Source organism: Paenibacillus sp. JJ1683, from assembly GCF_053006485.1.
Genome location: NZ_CM129820.1, coordinates 5190886 through 5208196, shown reverse-complemented (window position 1 = coordinate 5208196; position 17311 = coordinate 5190886). Strand labels below are relative to the sequence as shown.

Sequence of the window (17311 nt, the reverse complement as noted above, 5' to 3'; positions counted from 1 at the left end):
GATGTTTATATACACTGGATATTTAATTACGGAGGGATATAACTATGCGCGTTACTAACAATATGCTAAGCTCACAGCTTTTGCTTAATTTAAATCGAAATTCTGAGCGTATGAATAATACGCAGAACCAGATGTCGACTGGACGTAAGTTGAACAAACCCTCTGATGATCCTGTAGGCATTACGTATTCCTTAAGGTACCGATCTGAACTGTCTTCAAATGAACAATACCAGCGGAATGTGGACAGCGCAGTGTCATGGCTTGATTTTAATGATACGGTCATGGATCAGGCTGGCCAAATTATGCAAAGAGTACGTGAACTTACAGTACAGGCCTCCACGGGGACTAATCCACAATCTGCGTTGGACAGCATTAATAAAGAAGTTGGTCAGCTTAAGGAACAAATGATTGATGTTTTGAACAGTCAATTAAACGGAAAATATATATTCAATGGTCAGACCTATGACAAGAAGCCTTATGACCTCCCTTTGAACGCTGATAATACGCATGATACGTCTGGAGCAGCATCAATAGTTACGGATACTGGGAATGTTAACTTTATAGTGGGCGAGAATGTAGCATTGCCAATTAATGTTACTGGTAACGAAGTCGTAGGAACAAGCACAGATACTGATAATTTATTTACTATTTTTAATCAGCTATCTTCAGCTTTGGCAAGTGGTGATATTAAAACGAGCGGGGATCAACTAGCTAATATTGATTCGCGTGTGGATAAAATGCTGAAAGTGCGGTCGGAAATGGGGGCTAAATCCAACCGTGTGGAGTTAATGCAGAATCGCTTGAGTGATTTGGAAGTAAACTTAACAGACTTGCAATCTAAAACGGAAGATGCGGATTATGCTGAGCTTTTAATGAATTCCAAGATTCAAGAGAATATTTACAATGCTTCTTTGTCAGCGGGAGCAAAAATCATATCTGCATCATTAGTTGATTTCTTAAGATAGTCTAAGGAGGTGGAGAGATGGCCATCATTCCTACACTTCAGATCCGGCAAACTCCGGCTATCCTGCATATTGACGCAGACCCTGGGCAGTATTCGATTCGACAGCCTTCGGCTGATATGGAATTAAAGACACGACGTGCTCAACTTGAAATTCACCAGTACCAGCCACAGCTGACCATAGATCAAAGTGCGGCCTTCTCTGCCTATAATGGTGGCAATTACCTTGAGATGAATAATCGAATTTATTCAGGGTTGCCGCAAATTTTTTTACAAGCTCTTGCGCATAAAGTGGAGCAAGGCAACCGAATGGCGGCGATTCACATTCCTGGCAATACTGTAGCCAATGTTTATGGAGAGGATACAGAAACGCATGTGCTTCCTGAATTTAGGGGCCCGGCATCTATGGATAATGTCGATATTCGTGTTGAAACGCGTGCACCTGATATTACATATACACCTGCTGTATCGGAAATGCATGTGACCGTTAATCGTCCAGAGATTGAGTATACTCGGGGGAAACTGGAGATTTATATGCAGCAGTATCCATCCGTGACCTATATTCCACCTGAAATTGATGTCATGATGTAAAATAAGTTAAGGTTATAGAGGTTGTTCAAGCCATCTATAGCCTTTTTTTAATAAAAGGTACGTATAGATCTGATTAAATATTGGAGGAATATTAGTGATTATATCCACATCTATTTGGGGTGACCTTGAAGTTAATGAAAAAGAAATATATCGTTTTGAAAAAGGAATTCCGGGATTTGAGGAGACGACTGAATTTGTGTTGCTTGATCAAGATGAGGCACCCTTTTACTATCTCCAGTCCCTTCAGCAAAAAGAACTCTCTTTTGTTGTAGTGGATCCTTTTATTTTTTATCCTGAATATGAGTTTGAACTCCCTGATAGCGAAGCAGAAGAACTGAAGATTGAATCTAATTTGGTCGTTCGTAGCATACTAACATTACAGGAGCAGGTGGAAAACTCAACGATTAATCTATTGGCACCTCTAGTGTTCAATCCCGATAATAGGCAAGCCAAGCAAGTTGTTCTGCACCAGTCTCCGTATCAGACCAAGCATTCACTGCAACCCGTTAAGGAAGACAAAACCGTCCGCTCAAAGGAAGGTGAATAAGCATGCTGGTACTTTCGCGTAAGAAAGGCGAATCTATTATTATTCAGGATCACATTGAGGTCACGGTGCTCGGAGTAGAGGGAGATACTGTTCGTATAGGAATTTCAGCACCCAAACAGATGGACATTTTTCGCAAAGAAATCTATTTATCCATTCAAGAGTCCAATCGTGAATCTGCTGCCCATACGCAGTCAAATTTAGATGCTTTGCGCAAGATGATAAATAAAAATAACGAAAAATAAAAAAAATCCTAAAATGCTATTAAAAGTTCGACGAGAATGTCGATATATATAGTACAAGCTATTGCGGAGGGGCGGCCGACTTCAACGGATAGCTGTAACAACAATAAACCACATGGATGTGGGACATTTACCTTCAGGGAGGAAATTTAAAATGATTATCAATCACAATATCGCTGCAATGAACACGCACCGTCAATTGAACAACAACACTACTAACACAAACAAAGCGATCGAAAAGCTGTCTTCCGGTCTTCGTATCAACCGTGCTGGTGACGATGCTGCTGGTTTGGCAATTTCCGAAAAAATGCGTGGTCAAATCCGTGGTTTGGATATGGCTTCTAAAAATGCTCAAGATGGCATTTCTTTGATCCAAACAGCTGAAGGCGCACTGAACGAAACACACAGCATTCTGCAACGTGTTCGTGAGTTGGCTGTACAATCTGCGAATGATACAAACACTGATGCTGACCGTGCTGAGCTTCAAAAAGAAGTAGGGGAATTGACAACAGAAATAGACCGTATCTCCACAGATACTGAATTCAATACTAAAAAATTGTTGGACGGTGCTGGTGTCAGCGGAGCGGTGTTCCACATTGGCGCTAATATCGGCCAAAATATTAAATTGTCTATTGGAAATATGGGTGCTACATCACTGGGTATTAGTACAGTGGCAATTGGAACTCAATCAGGTGCAAATGCTGCAATTTCAGTTCTGGATGCGGCTATTACAAAAGTGTCCTCTGAACGTGCGAAATTGGGAGCAAACCAAAACCGTTTGGAGCACACAATCAACAACTTGGGAACTACTTCCGAGAACCTGTCTGCTGCTGAATCCCGTGTTCGTGATGTAGACATGGCTAAAGAAATGATGAACCAAACGAAAAACAACATTCTTGCTCAAGCTTCTCAAGCTATGTTGGCACAAGCGAACCAACAACCGCAAGCTGTTCTTCAATTGCTTCGTTAATCATTTTTTAATGGAACTGCTGAGAATATTCTCAGCAGTTTTTTTGTGTTTATATTTTACATATAAGGAATTGTTGTTACCTTCATATTTTATAAGTCGAATCTAACTTATAATTATCAATTAACCGATATATATACTAACTGATTCGTAAATGCGAAATGAGAGGAATGCATGATGAAAACTATAGCGTTATGTATGATTGTAAAAAACGAGCAAGAGTATCTTAGAAGATGTCTTGATAGCGTAAAAGATAAAGTAAATCAGATTGTAATTGTCGATACAGGCTCAACAGATGAAACCGTTAATATAGCTAGAGAATACACTAATGATGTATATCATATGGAATGGATCAATGATTTTGCAGCTGCCAGAAATGAGTCTATTAAATATGCAACTACAGATTATATTCTCGTACTTGACGGGGATGAATATCTTGAGGGATCCGCTAATTTACAAAAGGAAATTGCATCAGGAGCGGATTACTACTTCACAAAAATATATAATGTTATGTCATCTGATAGAGGGATAACTCATTTAGCCATTCGCATTTTTGCTAACAATAAGGGCTTGCATTATCGTAATCGTCTTCATGAACACTTAAATACGATGGAACAAGAAGATAAATTAAAGGAAGCATATGCTGAGCTGACTATTTCCCATACTGGTTACACAGATGAAATGATGAAGAGCAGAGAGAAGGCAAACAGAAATTTACCCCTCATGTTAAAAGAAGTGGAAGAGAATCCTACTGTCTATAACCTTTTTAATATGGGAAGGACGTACACATGGGTGGGAGAACATGAAAAAGCAATTAAGTACTTACAAAGAGCATACCCTTTAAGCAAAGAACTTACAATTGCTCCGGAGTTGATTTCAACATTATGTAGGAGTTTAGGTGAGTTGAAGAGATATGAAGAGGCTCTAATTATATTACAAGAGGCCACAATAATTTATCCTGGTGAAGTGGATTTAATTCATCTTCAGGCGCTGTTTTATATGGAAATTAATTACTATAGAGATGCAATAGCGAGAATGAACAAATGCCTTAAAGTGGGTGATCGAGGTATCACAGTCACTGAGGGCAACGGCAGCTATATTGCACATTTCAGACTCGCAGAATGGTATGAATCACGAAATGATTTGATGAAGAGCTATGAGCATATTTTAGAAGCTTTCAAGCTGAAAAAAGATTTTGTACCAGTTATGGGGAAATATTTTAGAATTATGGAGAAGGTAAATGTTCCATTAGAGGAAGTATTTTCATTTACGCAACAGTTGTATCCAATATCAAACAGTGGACAGCTAGAAAAGCTATTAGAGGTGATGTATAAGTTGAGACATCCCCTCTTGCAAAGATATCTGACAGAGTATATGGTGACTGTTCAAGATAATGTCATGGCTACTGCGAGGCAATACACTAGGGATTATAATGGAGCGCAAGCCTTATGGTTGAAAATGGCGGATGTAGATGAGCAAAATGGGGAGGACATTTTATTATTATCCTTTATTCTCAGAGATGAAACTCTATTTAGAAGGTTCAAATCACTGCTCAATCTAAGTCAAAAGGAACAAAAAAATTTATACAAAATTTTGATGAATGAATTTTCTGAAGATGTAAAGTTAACATCACATCTCGAGAATATATTAGAGAGAACACTGATACATCTAATTCGATTACAAGAATTTGAAACCTTTGAAATAATACTGAATTATTTGTGGCAGGGTAGTGTTGATGTGAAGATTAAAGTCTGTGGGTACCTTGTGAGCTACGGTTTTAACGAGATAGCCATTGATCTATTAGTTAAACTGTTTGAACAACATCCAAGGAATATAAGTATTATTAAGATGCTGGGTGATGCCTGTCTTAGTTCTGAATATTATCAAGATGCACAGCTTTTTTATACAAAATTACTTGAAGTTAGTGATGATTATGTCGCGTATGAGAGGGCTTACGAGTTATATGAAAAAGTGGATGATGAAGTTGCGAGGAAATCTATTTTAAGTCAAATAATTCATAAATTCCCATTATGTGCATGGTGTAAATATAATTTCAATAGATAATATAATATTCGAAATAAGGAGTTTATTATGAATAATTTCACAGTAAAAAACAAACCACGTCTGGTAGCCCTGTGGCCAGAATGTTTAAATGTCCATCTAACTAAAGATCTTGGAATGATACCGTTTATTCTTCATAAATATCATAATTATGATTCTGCAATAGCATGTTATGGTATTGAGGATTTCCCTTATATAGAGGCAGAAGTTAAGGGGTTGAAGATTGATTCTGTTGAAAATGGAGGAGATATCTTAACTGATGGTAATAATTATCTTACAAAACGAGCAAAAGAGATTGATATATTATTCTTAATGGGAATTTATCCATTTACGCTGAGTTGGATGGAGAAATACAAAGCTATAAATCCAAAGGGAAAGATTTATTTAAAGTTGGACGCAAATATATATTGGATGAATAGTATTGATTTAACGGAGGATCTATTTGAGACACTTAAAAAATGTGATGTAATCAGCGTTGAAAGCAAGAGACTATACCATTATTTAAACAAAAAGTGGCCCTTGAAAATAGAGTATGTTCCTAATGGATTTTACAATTTCCATTCAAGTCCAAGTGTGGGTTTTAATGAAAAGGAAAATGTTATTTTAACGGTTGGAAGAATTGGAACTCACCAAAAAGCTAATGAAACTATGTTAGAGGCATTTAAATTAGCAGCTTCAGAAATTCCTGACTGGAAGCTTAAACTTGTTGGGAATGTTGAGGAACATTTTATCGAATATGTACATGAGTTTTTCACTGAAAATCCAGAGCTGAGAGACAGGGTTGAATTAGTCGGCTCTATAGAAAATAGAAAGGTTATTGAAAATGAATATAGACAAGCTAAAATTTTTTGTTTGACTTCGAGATACGAAGGATTCCCCTTGGTTTTCACGGAAGCTGCTAAAAACGGGTGCTTTATCGTCTCGACCGAACTTGACCCGGCTTTTGATATCACTAATGAAAGCGCGTTTGGAACTCTTTTTCCCATAGATGATTATTACAGATTGTCTGAATTACTAATTGAGGTTTGTAATGACAGTATAAGATTGGAGCAGACGTGTTGTGAAATTCAAAATTTCGCAGAAACTAATTTTAACTGGACTAATATATGCGATAAGCTTGACCTTTTATTACATCTAAATTAATGGGGGAACTCTAGTGATCGAAATTACATTCCAAAATGATGAAGTTAAGTTGGTAAATACACAAAATAACACTTCGGAAACTGTTCTGCATTTCGGGGGGATTCATAATAACTTTACAACGATAAGTTCGTCTAAGCTGCTACAGGAATATATTCATATGCTGGAAAACTATTCAACTATACAAAAGTACACTTACGGCGAAACTACCATGATTGATATCGTGGCACTTACAAGCCTTGTATACAATGAATTAATGGCTGGAAAGCATTCGGAGATCAGGGCTTTAGAGGTGGGAAGCTGGTTCGGGTGTTCAAGTTATTTCTTTGCCAATAGTCTTAAAACGTTCTCAGATAGTAATTTCCTATTTTGTATGGATACATGGCAAGGTAGTCCAGATACAGCAAGCCATAATATTGCAAATTATGAGAATGCATTCGAACATTTTAAAAGTGTAATGAGATATGCTGGTGTTTACGACAATATAAAACCTATTGTGTGTGATTCAACGGTGGGTATGGACATTCTGCAGGATGATTATTTTGATATTATTTTTGTGGACGCTAACCATACGTATGACTATGTTTATCAGGATATAATCAAAGGAATAAGGAAAATTAAGGTAGGCGGACTATTAATAGGGCATGATTGTGAGTGCTATGCAGATGAACTTCCTCCTCATCTTTTGCATGGTAATAATAAGCATTTAGACGGTATAGAGGGTTATCATACAGGAGTAATTAAAGCCTTGGAAGATATTTTTGGCAGATCCTATAATCGGTTCAATCAAAGTCTTGTCTGGTATAAGAGAATTACTCAAGAAGACAAAGATTTGTTATTAAAAATGGAGTCGGTGGATCGAGAGGATACTTTAGAATTGGTTGATACTATGAAGGAAGCAATTCAATTTATATACAAAAACATCACAGAGGGTAAATCAGATATGCTTCAAATTCTTACTGCAGATACGGTACAGGCAGCAAGTCAGCTGGAGAAAGTAATGATTCCGCTTTGTGAGAAACTTTATAATAAAGACTTAAAAATTAAAACGAATGAGCTAAAGAGTGCTTTATTAGATTTTCAAATTACGTGTAATAATGATTTTCCGCGAGCTCTTTTTGTGCTGGAATCGAGAGTTATCGAGAGTTTCAATATATGGTTGGAATGTTTCCTTGAAAGTGAAAAAAAGTAATTTGGTGTACCTAGTTGGTGAGATTGCACAGGGTGAAATCTAAGTAAGGATGTGAGCGGGGATGAAGGTTGTTATTTTAGCAGGAGGCCGGGGAACACGAATTAGCGAAGAATCCCATTTAAGACCTAAACCCATGATTGAAATAGGGGATGCCCCAATACTTTGGCATATCATGAAGACCTATTCTTATTATGGCTATAATGAATTCATTATCTGTTTGGGTTACAAAGGATACATTATTAAAGAGTATTTTGCGAATTATTATCGCCATATGTCAGAAGCAATTACCTACGACTTCACCTCTGGCAACGCTGTCGAAGTTCACCAAAATTCAGTTGAACCATGGAAAGTCACTTTGGTCGAGACAGGCTTAAATACAATGACTGGTAGCCGTATAAAGCGTATTGAACCTTATATAGGGAATAACCCATTTATGCTTACATATGGCGATGGCTTGGCAGACATTAATATTGAAGAACTGGTGAATTGCCACAGGGAAGGTGGGAAATTGGCTACCATTACCGGAGTACAACCAGATGGAAGATTTGGTCGACTTGAATTGGAAGGTGAGTCTGTTAGAGGATTTACTGAAAAAGTAAAAGGAGATGGAGGCTGGATTAATGGTGGGTACATGGTTTGCCAGCCTCAAGTTTTCAATTATATTCAAGACACGGAGAAAACAATTTTAGAGCAGGAGCCTTTGCAAAACTTAGCCCGCGATGGGGAATTGAACGTTTTTAGACACCATAGCTTCTGGCAGCCTATGGACACTATACGTGAAAAGATTATCCTTGATGAGCTTTGGGAGAAGCAAAAGGCTCCTTGGAAAGTATGGTCGAGTTCGTAAAACAAGTTCTATGGAGTGAAGTAGCATGTTTAAACTAACTTTAACGATGGATGAACTGCATAATTATGTTCTTCGCCAGTTAAATAATTTTTATCCTGATAATGACTTGTTAAGTAAAGATAAATTATTTAAAGATTCGTTTGATCATGCGCTTGAACGTACTGAGTATTGTTTTCAGCATATAGCCTTACAAGCTTACCATCACCAAGGTAATACATTTTTCTCACATCTACATTCAGATCAATACACGCTATTTTTATGGTTTTTGTCTAATTCAGTATGGAAGAGATTTGATGATTCTGAGTTGGCATCCAAGCTTTTTTATCTAAATAAGGCTTTAAACGGGGTAGTATGCATGTACGATGCAAATATGCCCAACATTTTTCTCATCCTACATGGTGGTGTTGTATTGGGTAAAGCATCCTACAGCGATTTTTTTGTGTGCTATCAAGGGTGTACTGTGGGGGCTATTAATGGAATTTATCCTAAGCTGGGGAAAGGAGTTATTTTGGCTCCTCAGTCATCGATTATCGGAGATTGTACTGTGGGCGATCTAGTTACAATTGGAAACCAAGCCTTACTTAGAAATAGGAATCTGGATAGCAGATCGCTCTATTATCGCCACATCGATACAGGACAGCATGCTATTAAAAGGGCTAAAACACCATGGGCCCAGTCGTTTTTCAATGTTCCAATCATACCAGATGGAGATGATCTTTGAGAGTGAAGACAGTCTTAATCAGCGGTGCTAACGGTTATATAGGCCTTCATATAGCACAGTTGCTGAAAAATAATAATTATAAAGTTATCACAGCCACACGAGACTTAGACGGGGACATTATGATGGATTTTTCGGTTCCATCAAAGGTATCACTCTTAAATTATTCTGGTATTGATGTGATGATACACACTGTTTCACCAAATGAAGAACTTTACAGACACGATCCTTATCGTGCCTTATCAGAAAATGCAGCTGGAATACATGCAGCAATTGATTTTTGTAAGAATAATAACATTCGAGATTTTATATATCTTTCTAGTTTTCATGTCTTCGGAAAACAAAGTGGACTATTAAGAGAGGATACCTGCGTCACGCCAAGTAATGACTATGGACTTGCACATTATACAGCTGAACAGACTGCTAGAATGTTTGATCGCAACAAACAGATCAATGCATGGATAGTTCGTCCGTCTAATCTTTTTGGAGTCCCAGCAAGTATTGAAAGATTCAAGAGATGGAATTTGATACCTTTTCTATTTTGCAAGGAAGCGGTTGACCAGCAAAAAATAACTCTTTTAACTTCAGGGAGCCAGATTCGCAACTTTGTGGGTATTTCTGATGTGTTGAAAAAAATACTATGGATATTGGAAAAACGACCAGTTAATCGAATTTTACATGCTTATGGAAAAGAAACTATGAGCGTTTTGCATTATGCACACCTTGTTCAAAAGGTTGCGTTGGAAAGCTTTAATCTTCCTGTGCAAATCATTCGCCCAGAAGGAGATAGCCAAGCCGTTAAATTTCAGTTTACAAGTTTATATAATAATCCCGAAATTTTACCCACAGATGATATGGGGATATTTGTGAATGAAATGCTTAAAGTTCTTCTAGCGCATTAACAGAAAGGAAATAGCAATTATGATTTGCTGAACTTCGGCTTGGGTATTTTCCCGGAGTTGCGATTTATTTTTACTGTTATAATTATACCCATTATAAGGAATTCATAGAAAGAACAATGTTTTCCGATAAATGTTTTATTAAGATTCATTGCGATGAGAGAAGGGGCAAGAATATTCAAAGAATGATGGAATAATTAGAGATTATTTTAACTATATATCAGACTATTTTGCAATTGATATTGTAAGAACAGGTGAGAATGGGGAAGATTCTGAATATTATTAAATAAATCATTAAATAAAAAAGTAAAGGGAAGGTACTTATGGAATTATTAAACAAATTACAACAAACTCTCCTACTAATTGGACAAAATGAAGAATTAAGAAGTAAAACACTGACTTGGTTTAAGGAAATAGAAGAACTATTGCATTACCCACAAGGGAGTATTAGGGATGAAATAACAGGTCCTATTTTAGATGCTATGTATAATGAAAATAATATTTTTAGAAAGCAACTTTCCAATGGGTTGGTATTTGATTTTTATTACAGAACTAAAATTGCAAGGGACTTTTTAATGTCAACTCCTGAAGTACCTGATCATGTTTGGGAACCTCAAACAACGAAATTATTATTACTGCTGAGTAAAAATTTAAAACAAGTCCTAATTGGCGGGGCTTATTTCGGTGATCAGGCTATATTGCTGGCTAACGAAATTAAAAATAACAATGGAGTTGTACATGCATTTGAACCGAATTTGGATCAATTCAATATGTTAAATCATAATGCTAAGATCAATGGATTAAATAACTTAAAAGCATGGAGAATGGGGCTTTGGAAAGATAGTGAGAGTTCCTTTCGTCTTGTAGGAGAAGATTCGTTTGCTCATGCTGAATCTGTTGTGAACGAAACTACGCAGGTGAATAAAGATATCTTTTCTACAGTTTCGATTGGTGACTACTTGGAGAGAGAACAAATACGAAAACTTGATTTAATCATGCTCGATATCGAGGGGTTAGAGTATTCTGTTTTACAGGGAGCTGAAAAGCAATTGAATCTTCCTGATTCGGAGGCACCAACCATTGTTTTCGAAGTACACAGAAGCTATGTAGATTGGAGTAATGGTCTTCAAAACAGTGAAATAATTAAATATCTTAAGAAATTTGGATATTCGGTTTTCGCAATAAGAGATTACAATTCAAATGTTGATATGACAGATTTACCAATTGAAATCATTCCTCCAGATAGAGTGTTTCTTGAAGGTCCTCCTCATGGTTTTAACATGCTGGCGGTTAAAGATACTTCAATACTTAACTCTACTTCTTTTAAAATATGTTATGACGTTAGTCCCAAGCTATTAAAACATAAAAATTCCCATTTACATCAACCGACTAATGAAGAGTTACAGATTTAGTGAGTCGAACGAAATGCACAATAAGATCAATCAAATCATATATCAGATAGAAAATTGAGTAGAGTCTCTCAAAATATTTAAAGCAATAAGGAGAGTAAACATGTTAGTTCAGCCAGCACCTTTGCATCAGGCAGCGGTGATTGAAATGGAGCCTATTGAGGACAGCCGCGGTTATTTTGCCAGAAGCTTTTGCAAAAAAACGTTTTCTAAGCATGGAATTTATTTTGATATGGTTCAATCCAATATGGCATTCAATCGATATCCTAATACGCTAAGGGGAATGCATTTTCAGCTACCTCCCTACTGCGAGGACAAGATCGTCTCTTGCTTTCATGGAGCCATCTACGACGTTATTATAGACCTTAACCGTAAAAGCCCCACCTTCGGAAAATGGTTTGGACTAACTTTGTCTGAGGAAAACCGTTTGTCTTTATATGTCCCGAAGGGTTTTGCTCATGGTTACCAGACGCTGACGGAAAACACGAGCATTCATTACATGGTCAGTGAGTACTATACTCCTTCTCATGAGTCTGGAGTTCGTTGGAATGATAAAGCCTTTGGAATAGAATGGCCTCTTAAGGACGGGCTTATTATTTCCTCGAAGGATGAACAGTGGAAAGACTTTAATATAAGTACCGATGGAATGATTTTGTGTGAGGGAGTAGGACATGAATAATTATACGGCAACACAGATCCTTGAAACTTTACAGTCTGGACATGAGGCAATTTGTTATTTGGAAGATTGTATCCATCGTGGAGAGCTAAACCTATCTGACATCATAATATTTGATAATATGGTTGAGTTGCTGTATGCGCTCGAAAATGCCACGTCAAATGTGTCTGTGCCTAACCGTGTAAAAGAGATTAAAGCTAATATTATGTTCTATATTGAACATCTTAAACAGAATGCAATCAATGAAAATGTAGAGGCATTTTTATATGATTTTCGCTTTCATGTTAGATCTCTGTTCCGGATTTTGGAGTTTGAAATTGCTTATATCGTGGAGGATTTCGTTGACAAGCAGGACTATCCGCGTCTTTATCCAGAAGTAGGAATCGTTAATCATGGTGATATTGCGGCACTAGGGGAAAAAGCCGGCTGTAAAGTTAGTGTCGTTTTGGTCGCGTACAATAATCTCAATTATACACGCGATTGTGTGGAGAGCATTTTAATGAACACAGACAATGTAGAGTTTGAATTAATTTTAGTAGATAATGGCTCAACAGATGGAACAAAAGAGTATTTTGATTCCATTCCTGGTGCAAAGGTCATCCATTTGAAGTATAACTTGCATGTTGTGAAAGGCTTCAATATAGGTCTAATGGCGGCAGAAGGTAAATATTCTGCTGCGGTATGCAACGATTTTATTTTTACGCCAAACTGGTTGAAGAATTTGATGATTTGTATTGAATCAGATCCTGAAATTGGTTATGTGTCTCCAGGGGCTACTTTCATATCCAATATGCAGCAAATTTCAATACCCTTCTCATCCAAAGAGGATTTTCAAGAAAAAGCCAGAGAATACAATGTAAGTGACCCTACAAAATGGGAAGAACGTGTGGTGCTGTTGCCCAATGTTTTATGTTGTCCCACAGCACTTTTGGATCGAATTGGTTATTATGACACTCGCTTTTTCCGTGGTGAATTTTCAGACGATGACATCAGTTTCAAAATCAGACGCGCTGGATACAAGCTCGTTTATTGTGCGGATACAGTGACGCACCACTATGGGAGCTTAACCACCGCCAGTGATCATCAGACGAATTCCTTAGAAGAAGGAAGACAAACCTTTATAGATAAATATGGTTTGGACGCTTGGTTGGATGCACGTATGAGTGCGGCTTATATGAGGCTTGATTTCAGCCATTTGTCCAGTGTGAAGTCTATTCTCGGGGTTGATGTAAAATGCGGAGCTACTTTGCTCCAAATTAAAAATCATATATGGTCAACTTATGGTATTAAACCACAACTATCCATATGTACAACAGAACAGAAGTACGAAGCAGATGTGAGTTCCATTTCAGAAAATGTATTCTTGCTGGATAATTTGCGTTATTTACCAGAAGAGCTTGATGGTAAGATTGACTTAGTCTATATTGAAAAGCCTCTTGATTGTTACTCTGACGATTTGGATACCATTTTCCGTAATCTTTCCAAGATTATGAATACTAATGGGAAGCTAATTTTTATGGTTAACAATAGCATAAGCATAGAGGCTCTATATGAAATGCTCAATTCTTCAAATTCCATACACAATCGCAAAATTTATATACGGGATATGCTTTATTTGCAGGCGAGGACTCATGGTTTTGAACCAACCTCTTTTATCAATATTGCTCCAGAACGCAGCTCTGAGAGTAATCAAGTCGTAGAGGATTTGGCCAAGTTTCTAACTGGCGGCAGAGAATTAGAATCGAAATATTTGGAGTCATTATTACACTCTACTTTTGGAATCTATCAAATGGACTATCAGGCTACTTTACAATAGGCTTAATCAAAAAGAATTTTTATAAAAGTCAGGAGCACCTATGATGAAATCAGGCATGGTTGATCGTAGTTTTTGGGTTGGGAAAAATGTGTTCCTTACAGGACATACAGGATTTAAAGGGAGCTGGCTTAGTCTGTGGCTTCATAGCATGGGCGCAAAGGTGACAGGTTACTCTCTGCCAGCCCCCACTAGCCCAGCTTTATATGAGTTAGGTAATGTAGAGAACGTTCTGGTGGAATCGACTATCGGTGATGTGGCTGATTTGGAGATGCTAAGACGGTCTTTGCATAAGGTAAACCCAGAGATTATCATTCATATGGCAGCGCAACCTTTGGTCCGAAAGTCATATGAAGATCCAGTTCAGACTTATAGTACAAATGTGATGGGAACGGTAAATGTAATGGAGGCAGCTCGTACCTGTAGTTCAGTACGGGTGATTTTAAATGTAACAACAGATAAATGTTATGAAAACCAAGAGTGGCATTGGGGATACCGTGAGAATGAACCTTTAGGTGGATATGATCCTTATTCGAGCAGTAAAGCGTGCTCAGAACTGATTACGTCAGCATATCGGCGATCCTTTTTTCAATCATCCGATATCAGAGTAGCTACAGCACGAGCAGGAAATGTGATTGGAGGAGGCGATTGGGCTGAAGATCGTTTGATTCCTGACTTAATCAGAGCTTTGACGAATGGAGAACAAATTTCAATCCGAAATCCCGAAGCTGTTCGTCCTTGGCAGCATGTACTGGAGCCGTTATCTGGGTATCTAATGCTTTGTCAACGTCTATATCTGGAAGGCGAGGAATATGCGCAAGCTTGGAATTTTGGACCGCGAGACTGGGATGCTAGGTCAGTTGAATGGATAGTCGAACAAATGCTTAGCAGATGGCCTTATGTACACCCTGGGTATAAGGTAATAAGACAGGATCATATGCATGAAGCGAATATGCTTAAGCTGGACTGCTCCAAGGCGTTGAAAGAGCTTAACTGGGCTCCAAGGTGGCAATTGGATAGAGCATTGGATGCTACTATTCAATGGGTTGTTGGTTATTTGCAAGGCAGAGATATAAAGGAACTGTGTGAGCAGCAGATTGCTGATTATGAAGCAGATTGTTTGGGTGGATAACAGAAAGTTATTCCTTTAGTTATCATATGAATAAGGTAGGGCTTTCAAGCGGAAAGTTTTGAAGGTTCTACCTTTTATTTTATATATGTTAAAAATGAAAGCTTGCAATTTCAATGACCCTTATATATAGAGGTCATCAATTTTTAAATATTCTATTCAAACTCGTGCATTGCGAACCGATAAATATAATAAATAATCCCATCGGAGGTTGTAAGATGAATCTGCAATTCTCTCTTTCGACAAATGTGGTGAGTGGTAATACAAGCGGGATAAGTCAACATAGCGAGGCTGTAGCTCATCAGGATAACCAACTAATACAAGCCGTAAGAAGTGGATCAGAATTAAGCAAACTTGAAAGGCAGGGAGTTTCATTCTCCATGGGGGATGAGCAACTTATTAAGGCAATAGATAAAGCAGTTAAGGCTCTTCAGGGACCTACAACTACGTTGGAAATGAGTGTGCATGAAAAAACACATCAGATATTGGTCAAAGTCCTCAATAAAGACACAGGAGAATTGATCCGGGAGATTCCTCCTGAAAAGACGCTTGATTTAGTAGCAAAGATGATGGAGATTGCAGGAATTCTCATAGATGAAAAGGTATAAGGAGGCAATTAGATGCGTATAAATGGCTTTTCAGGAATGGATATAGATAGCATGGTTACATCCTTAATGACTGCCAAGAAAACCCCGTTAAACAAGCTGAATCAGCAGAAGCAGACATTAGAGTGGACGCGTGATAGCTACCGCGAATTAAATACTAAAATTGTTCAATTTAGAGACAAACTATCGAGCATGAGTAAGTCAGAGGCAATGAACACTCAGAAAGCAACGTTAACTGGTAATACAACGGCTATTAAAGCGGAGGCTAATGCTGATGCTAGCTCTACACCTATGTCTGTAGTCGTTAACAAGTTAGCAACAAAGTCCAATATGCAGACCTCTACAGGTCTACGTACAGCGGGCAGCAGTACAGCAGATGCTACTAAAAATACAACATTGGAGCAAATTGCAGGTGGCAGCGCGTCTGATACTTATGAGTTAAATATTAATGACAAAACAATCACGTTTCTGAAAACTGATACAATATCTGCAGTGATGGGCCGCATCAATTCAGAAGGGGCGAATGTAACAGCGACTTTTGATGAAATCAGTGGTAAGTTCTCCATTACAGCTAAAGATTATGGGGATAAAAATAATATTAAATTAACTGGTGCTGATAAGCAGGTTAAAAGCAGTACGCTTATGGATTTATTCCAAATTAGTTCTACAGATGTAAAGGCGGCTGAAAAAGGGGAAGTTATAGTAACGAATACTGCAGATTCGAGTTCCAAAACTTATAATCCTGATAACAATTCCCTTGTCGTTAATGGAGTGTCGCTGACTCTGTTAGAGACTACTGGAACTACTGGACCAGCTAAAATCACAACCCAGTCAGATCCAACAAAAGCTATGGAGACCATTAAATCTTTTGTGGATACTTATAATGACCTACTAAGTACATTTAATACGAAACTAAGTGAACAAAAGTATCGCGATTTTCCTCCACTGACAGCCGATCAAAGGAAAGACATGAAGGAAGATGAAATTAAGCAGTGGGAAGAAAAGGCAAAAAGTGGTCTCCTCAAAAATGATTCAATTTTAAGTTCTGCTGTCTCTTCAATGCGTATGACTATTTCCAGTAAATTAGGCGGTTTGAGTGCGGTTGGTATTACAACAGGCCAATACTACGAGAATGGGAAATTACAAATTAATGAAGAGAAGCTGAAGGCAGCTTTGACAACAGATCCTGATAAGGTTATGAATATATTCAAAGGGTCCTCTGCTGATGTAGACAGCAAGCCCATCTTTAGCGAGTTGAGAAGTAAGCTTGATACTACGTTAGACATGTTTGTAAAAAAAGCAGGTACATCAAAATTCGATACAAATGCTAGTATGACCTTAAAGGCTGACAGTATAATGGGAAAGCAGCTTAAGAACTATAACAGCGATATTAAAGAGATGACCCAAAAACTCGCTGATGCTGAAACACGCTATTACAAGCAGTTTTCGGCTATGGAAAAGGCTATGAGCAAGTACCAGTCGCAGTCGTCCAGTTTGACAAGCTTTTTACAATAGTC

General features: G+C 37.8%; 17 protein-coding genes. All 17 read left to right on the top strand.

The features are described from left to right. Window positions 1–44: 44 nt before the first annotated feature. The 17 genes from flgL to fliD all read left to right on the top strand — a co-directional run bounded on the left by flgL (window position 45) and on the right by fliD (window position 17309). Window positions 45–965: a flagellar hook-associated protein FlgL gene (gene flgL / locus ACUC6J_RS22405; protein ID WP_016822919.1), complete on the top strand. Its 921-nt coding sequence runs from the start codon at window positions 45–47 to the stop codon at window positions 963–965. Window positions 966–982: 17 nt separating this feature from the next. After that, entirely contained in the window at window positions 983–1552 is a 570-nt protein-coding gene (locus ACUC6J_RS22400; protein ID WP_113051035.1) for a DUF6470 family protein, read from the top strand. Between the two features lie 94 nt (window positions 1553–1646). Further along, a complete protein-coding gene (gene fliW, locus ACUC6J_RS22395; protein ID WP_016822921.1) occupies window positions 1647–2099 on the top strand; it encodes a flagellar assembly protein FliW in 453 nt (150 codons plus the stop codon). 2 nt (window positions 2100–2101) lie between these two features. Continuing rightward, a complete protein-coding gene (csrA, locus tag ACUC6J_RS22390; protein ID WP_029514583.1) occupies window positions 2102–2341 on the top strand; it encodes a carbon storage regulator CsrA in 240 nt (79 codons plus the stop codon). Window positions 2342–2492: 151 nt separating this feature from the next. Next, window positions 2493–3308, top strand: a complete 816-nt coding sequence (locus ACUC6J_RS22385; RefSeq protein ID WP_250251366.1) for a flagellin N-terminal helical domain-containing protein — start codon at window positions 2493–2495, stop codon at window positions 3306–3308. Window positions 3309–3479: 171 nt separating this feature from the next. Next, window positions 3480–5369 carry a glycosyltransferase gene (locus ACUC6J_RS22380; protein WP_447249441.1) on the top strand — a complete coding sequence of 630 codons (1890 nt, stop codon included), beginning with the start codon at window positions 3480–3482 and terminating at the stop codon, window positions 5367–5369. A gap of 27 nt (window positions 5370–5396) precedes the next feature. Further along, complete coding sequence (locus ACUC6J_RS22375) at window positions 5397–6509, top strand: glycosyltransferase (RefSeq protein WP_447249440.1); 1113 nt, start codon at window positions 5397–5399, stop codon at window positions 6507–6509. Window positions 6510–6522: 13 nt separating this feature from the next. Next, window positions 6523–7698 carry a class I SAM-dependent methyltransferase gene (locus ACUC6J_RS22370; RefSeq protein ID WP_447249439.1) on the top strand — a complete coding sequence of 392 codons (1176 nt, stop codon included), beginning with the start codon at window positions 6523–6525 and terminating at the stop codon, window positions 7696–7698. Window positions 7699–7759: 61 nt separating this feature from the next. Continuing rightward, the gene (rfbF, locus tag ACUC6J_RS22365) at window positions 7760–8545 is read left to right on the top strand and encodes a glucose-1-phosphate cytidylyltransferase (RefSeq protein WP_447249438.1); all 786 of its coding nucleotides are present in this window, start codon (window positions 7760–7762) and stop codon (window positions 8543–8545) included. A gap of 25 nt (window positions 8546–8570) precedes the next feature. Beyond that, window positions 8571–9266 (top strand): hypothetical protein, encoded by a 696-nt coding sequence (locus tag ACUC6J_RS22360; RefSeq protein ID WP_250251357.1) that lies wholly within the window; start codon window positions 8571–8573, stop codon window positions 9264–9266. Window positions 9267–9268: 2 nt separating this feature from the next. Then, on the top strand, window positions 9269–10165 hold the full coding sequence (locus ACUC6J_RS22355; RefSeq protein ID WP_447249437.1) for an NAD-dependent epimerase/dehydratase family protein: 897 nt from the start codon (window positions 9269–9271) through the stop codon (window positions 10163–10165). A gap of 320 nt (window positions 10166–10485) precedes the next feature. Further along, the gene (locus tag ACUC6J_RS22350) at window positions 10486–11574 is read left to right on the top strand and encodes an FkbM family methyltransferase (RefSeq protein ID WP_447249436.1); all 1089 of its coding nucleotides are present in this window, start codon (window positions 10486–10488) and stop codon (window positions 11572–11574) included. 100 nt (window positions 11575–11674) lie between these two features. Next, window positions 11675–12250 (top strand): dTDP-4-dehydrorhamnose 3,5-epimerase, encoded by a 576-nt coding sequence (gene rfbC / locus ACUC6J_RS22345; RefSeq protein ID WP_430098312.1) that lies wholly within the window; start codon window positions 11675–11677, stop codon window positions 12248–12250. Continuing rightward, entirely contained in the window at window positions 12243–14063 is a 1821-nt protein-coding gene (locus ACUC6J_RS22340) for a glycosyltransferase family 2 protein (protein WP_447249435.1), read from the top strand. The genes rfbC and ACUC6J_RS22340 overlap by 8 nt, the downstream gene beginning before the upstream one ends. Window positions 14064–14106: 43 nt before the next feature. Then, window positions 14107–15192, top strand: coding sequence for a CDP-glucose 4,6-dehydratase (rfbG, locus tag ACUC6J_RS22335; protein WP_447249434.1), 1086 nt, complete (start codon window positions 14107–14109; stop codon window positions 15190–15192). 215 nt (window positions 15193–15407) lie between these two features. Next, window positions 15408–15797 carry a flagellar protein FlaG gene (locus ACUC6J_RS22330; RefSeq protein WP_025365979.1) on the top strand — a complete coding sequence of 130 codons (390 nt, stop codon included), beginning with the start codon at window positions 15408–15410 and terminating at the stop codon, window positions 15795–15797. Window positions 15798–15809: 12 nt separating this feature from the next. Further along, complete coding sequence (gene fliD / locus ACUC6J_RS22325) at window positions 15810–17309, top strand: flagellar filament capping protein FliD (protein WP_123797715.1); 1500 nt, start codon at window positions 15810–15812, stop codon at window positions 17307–17309. Window positions 17310–17311: the final 2 nt, after the last annotated feature.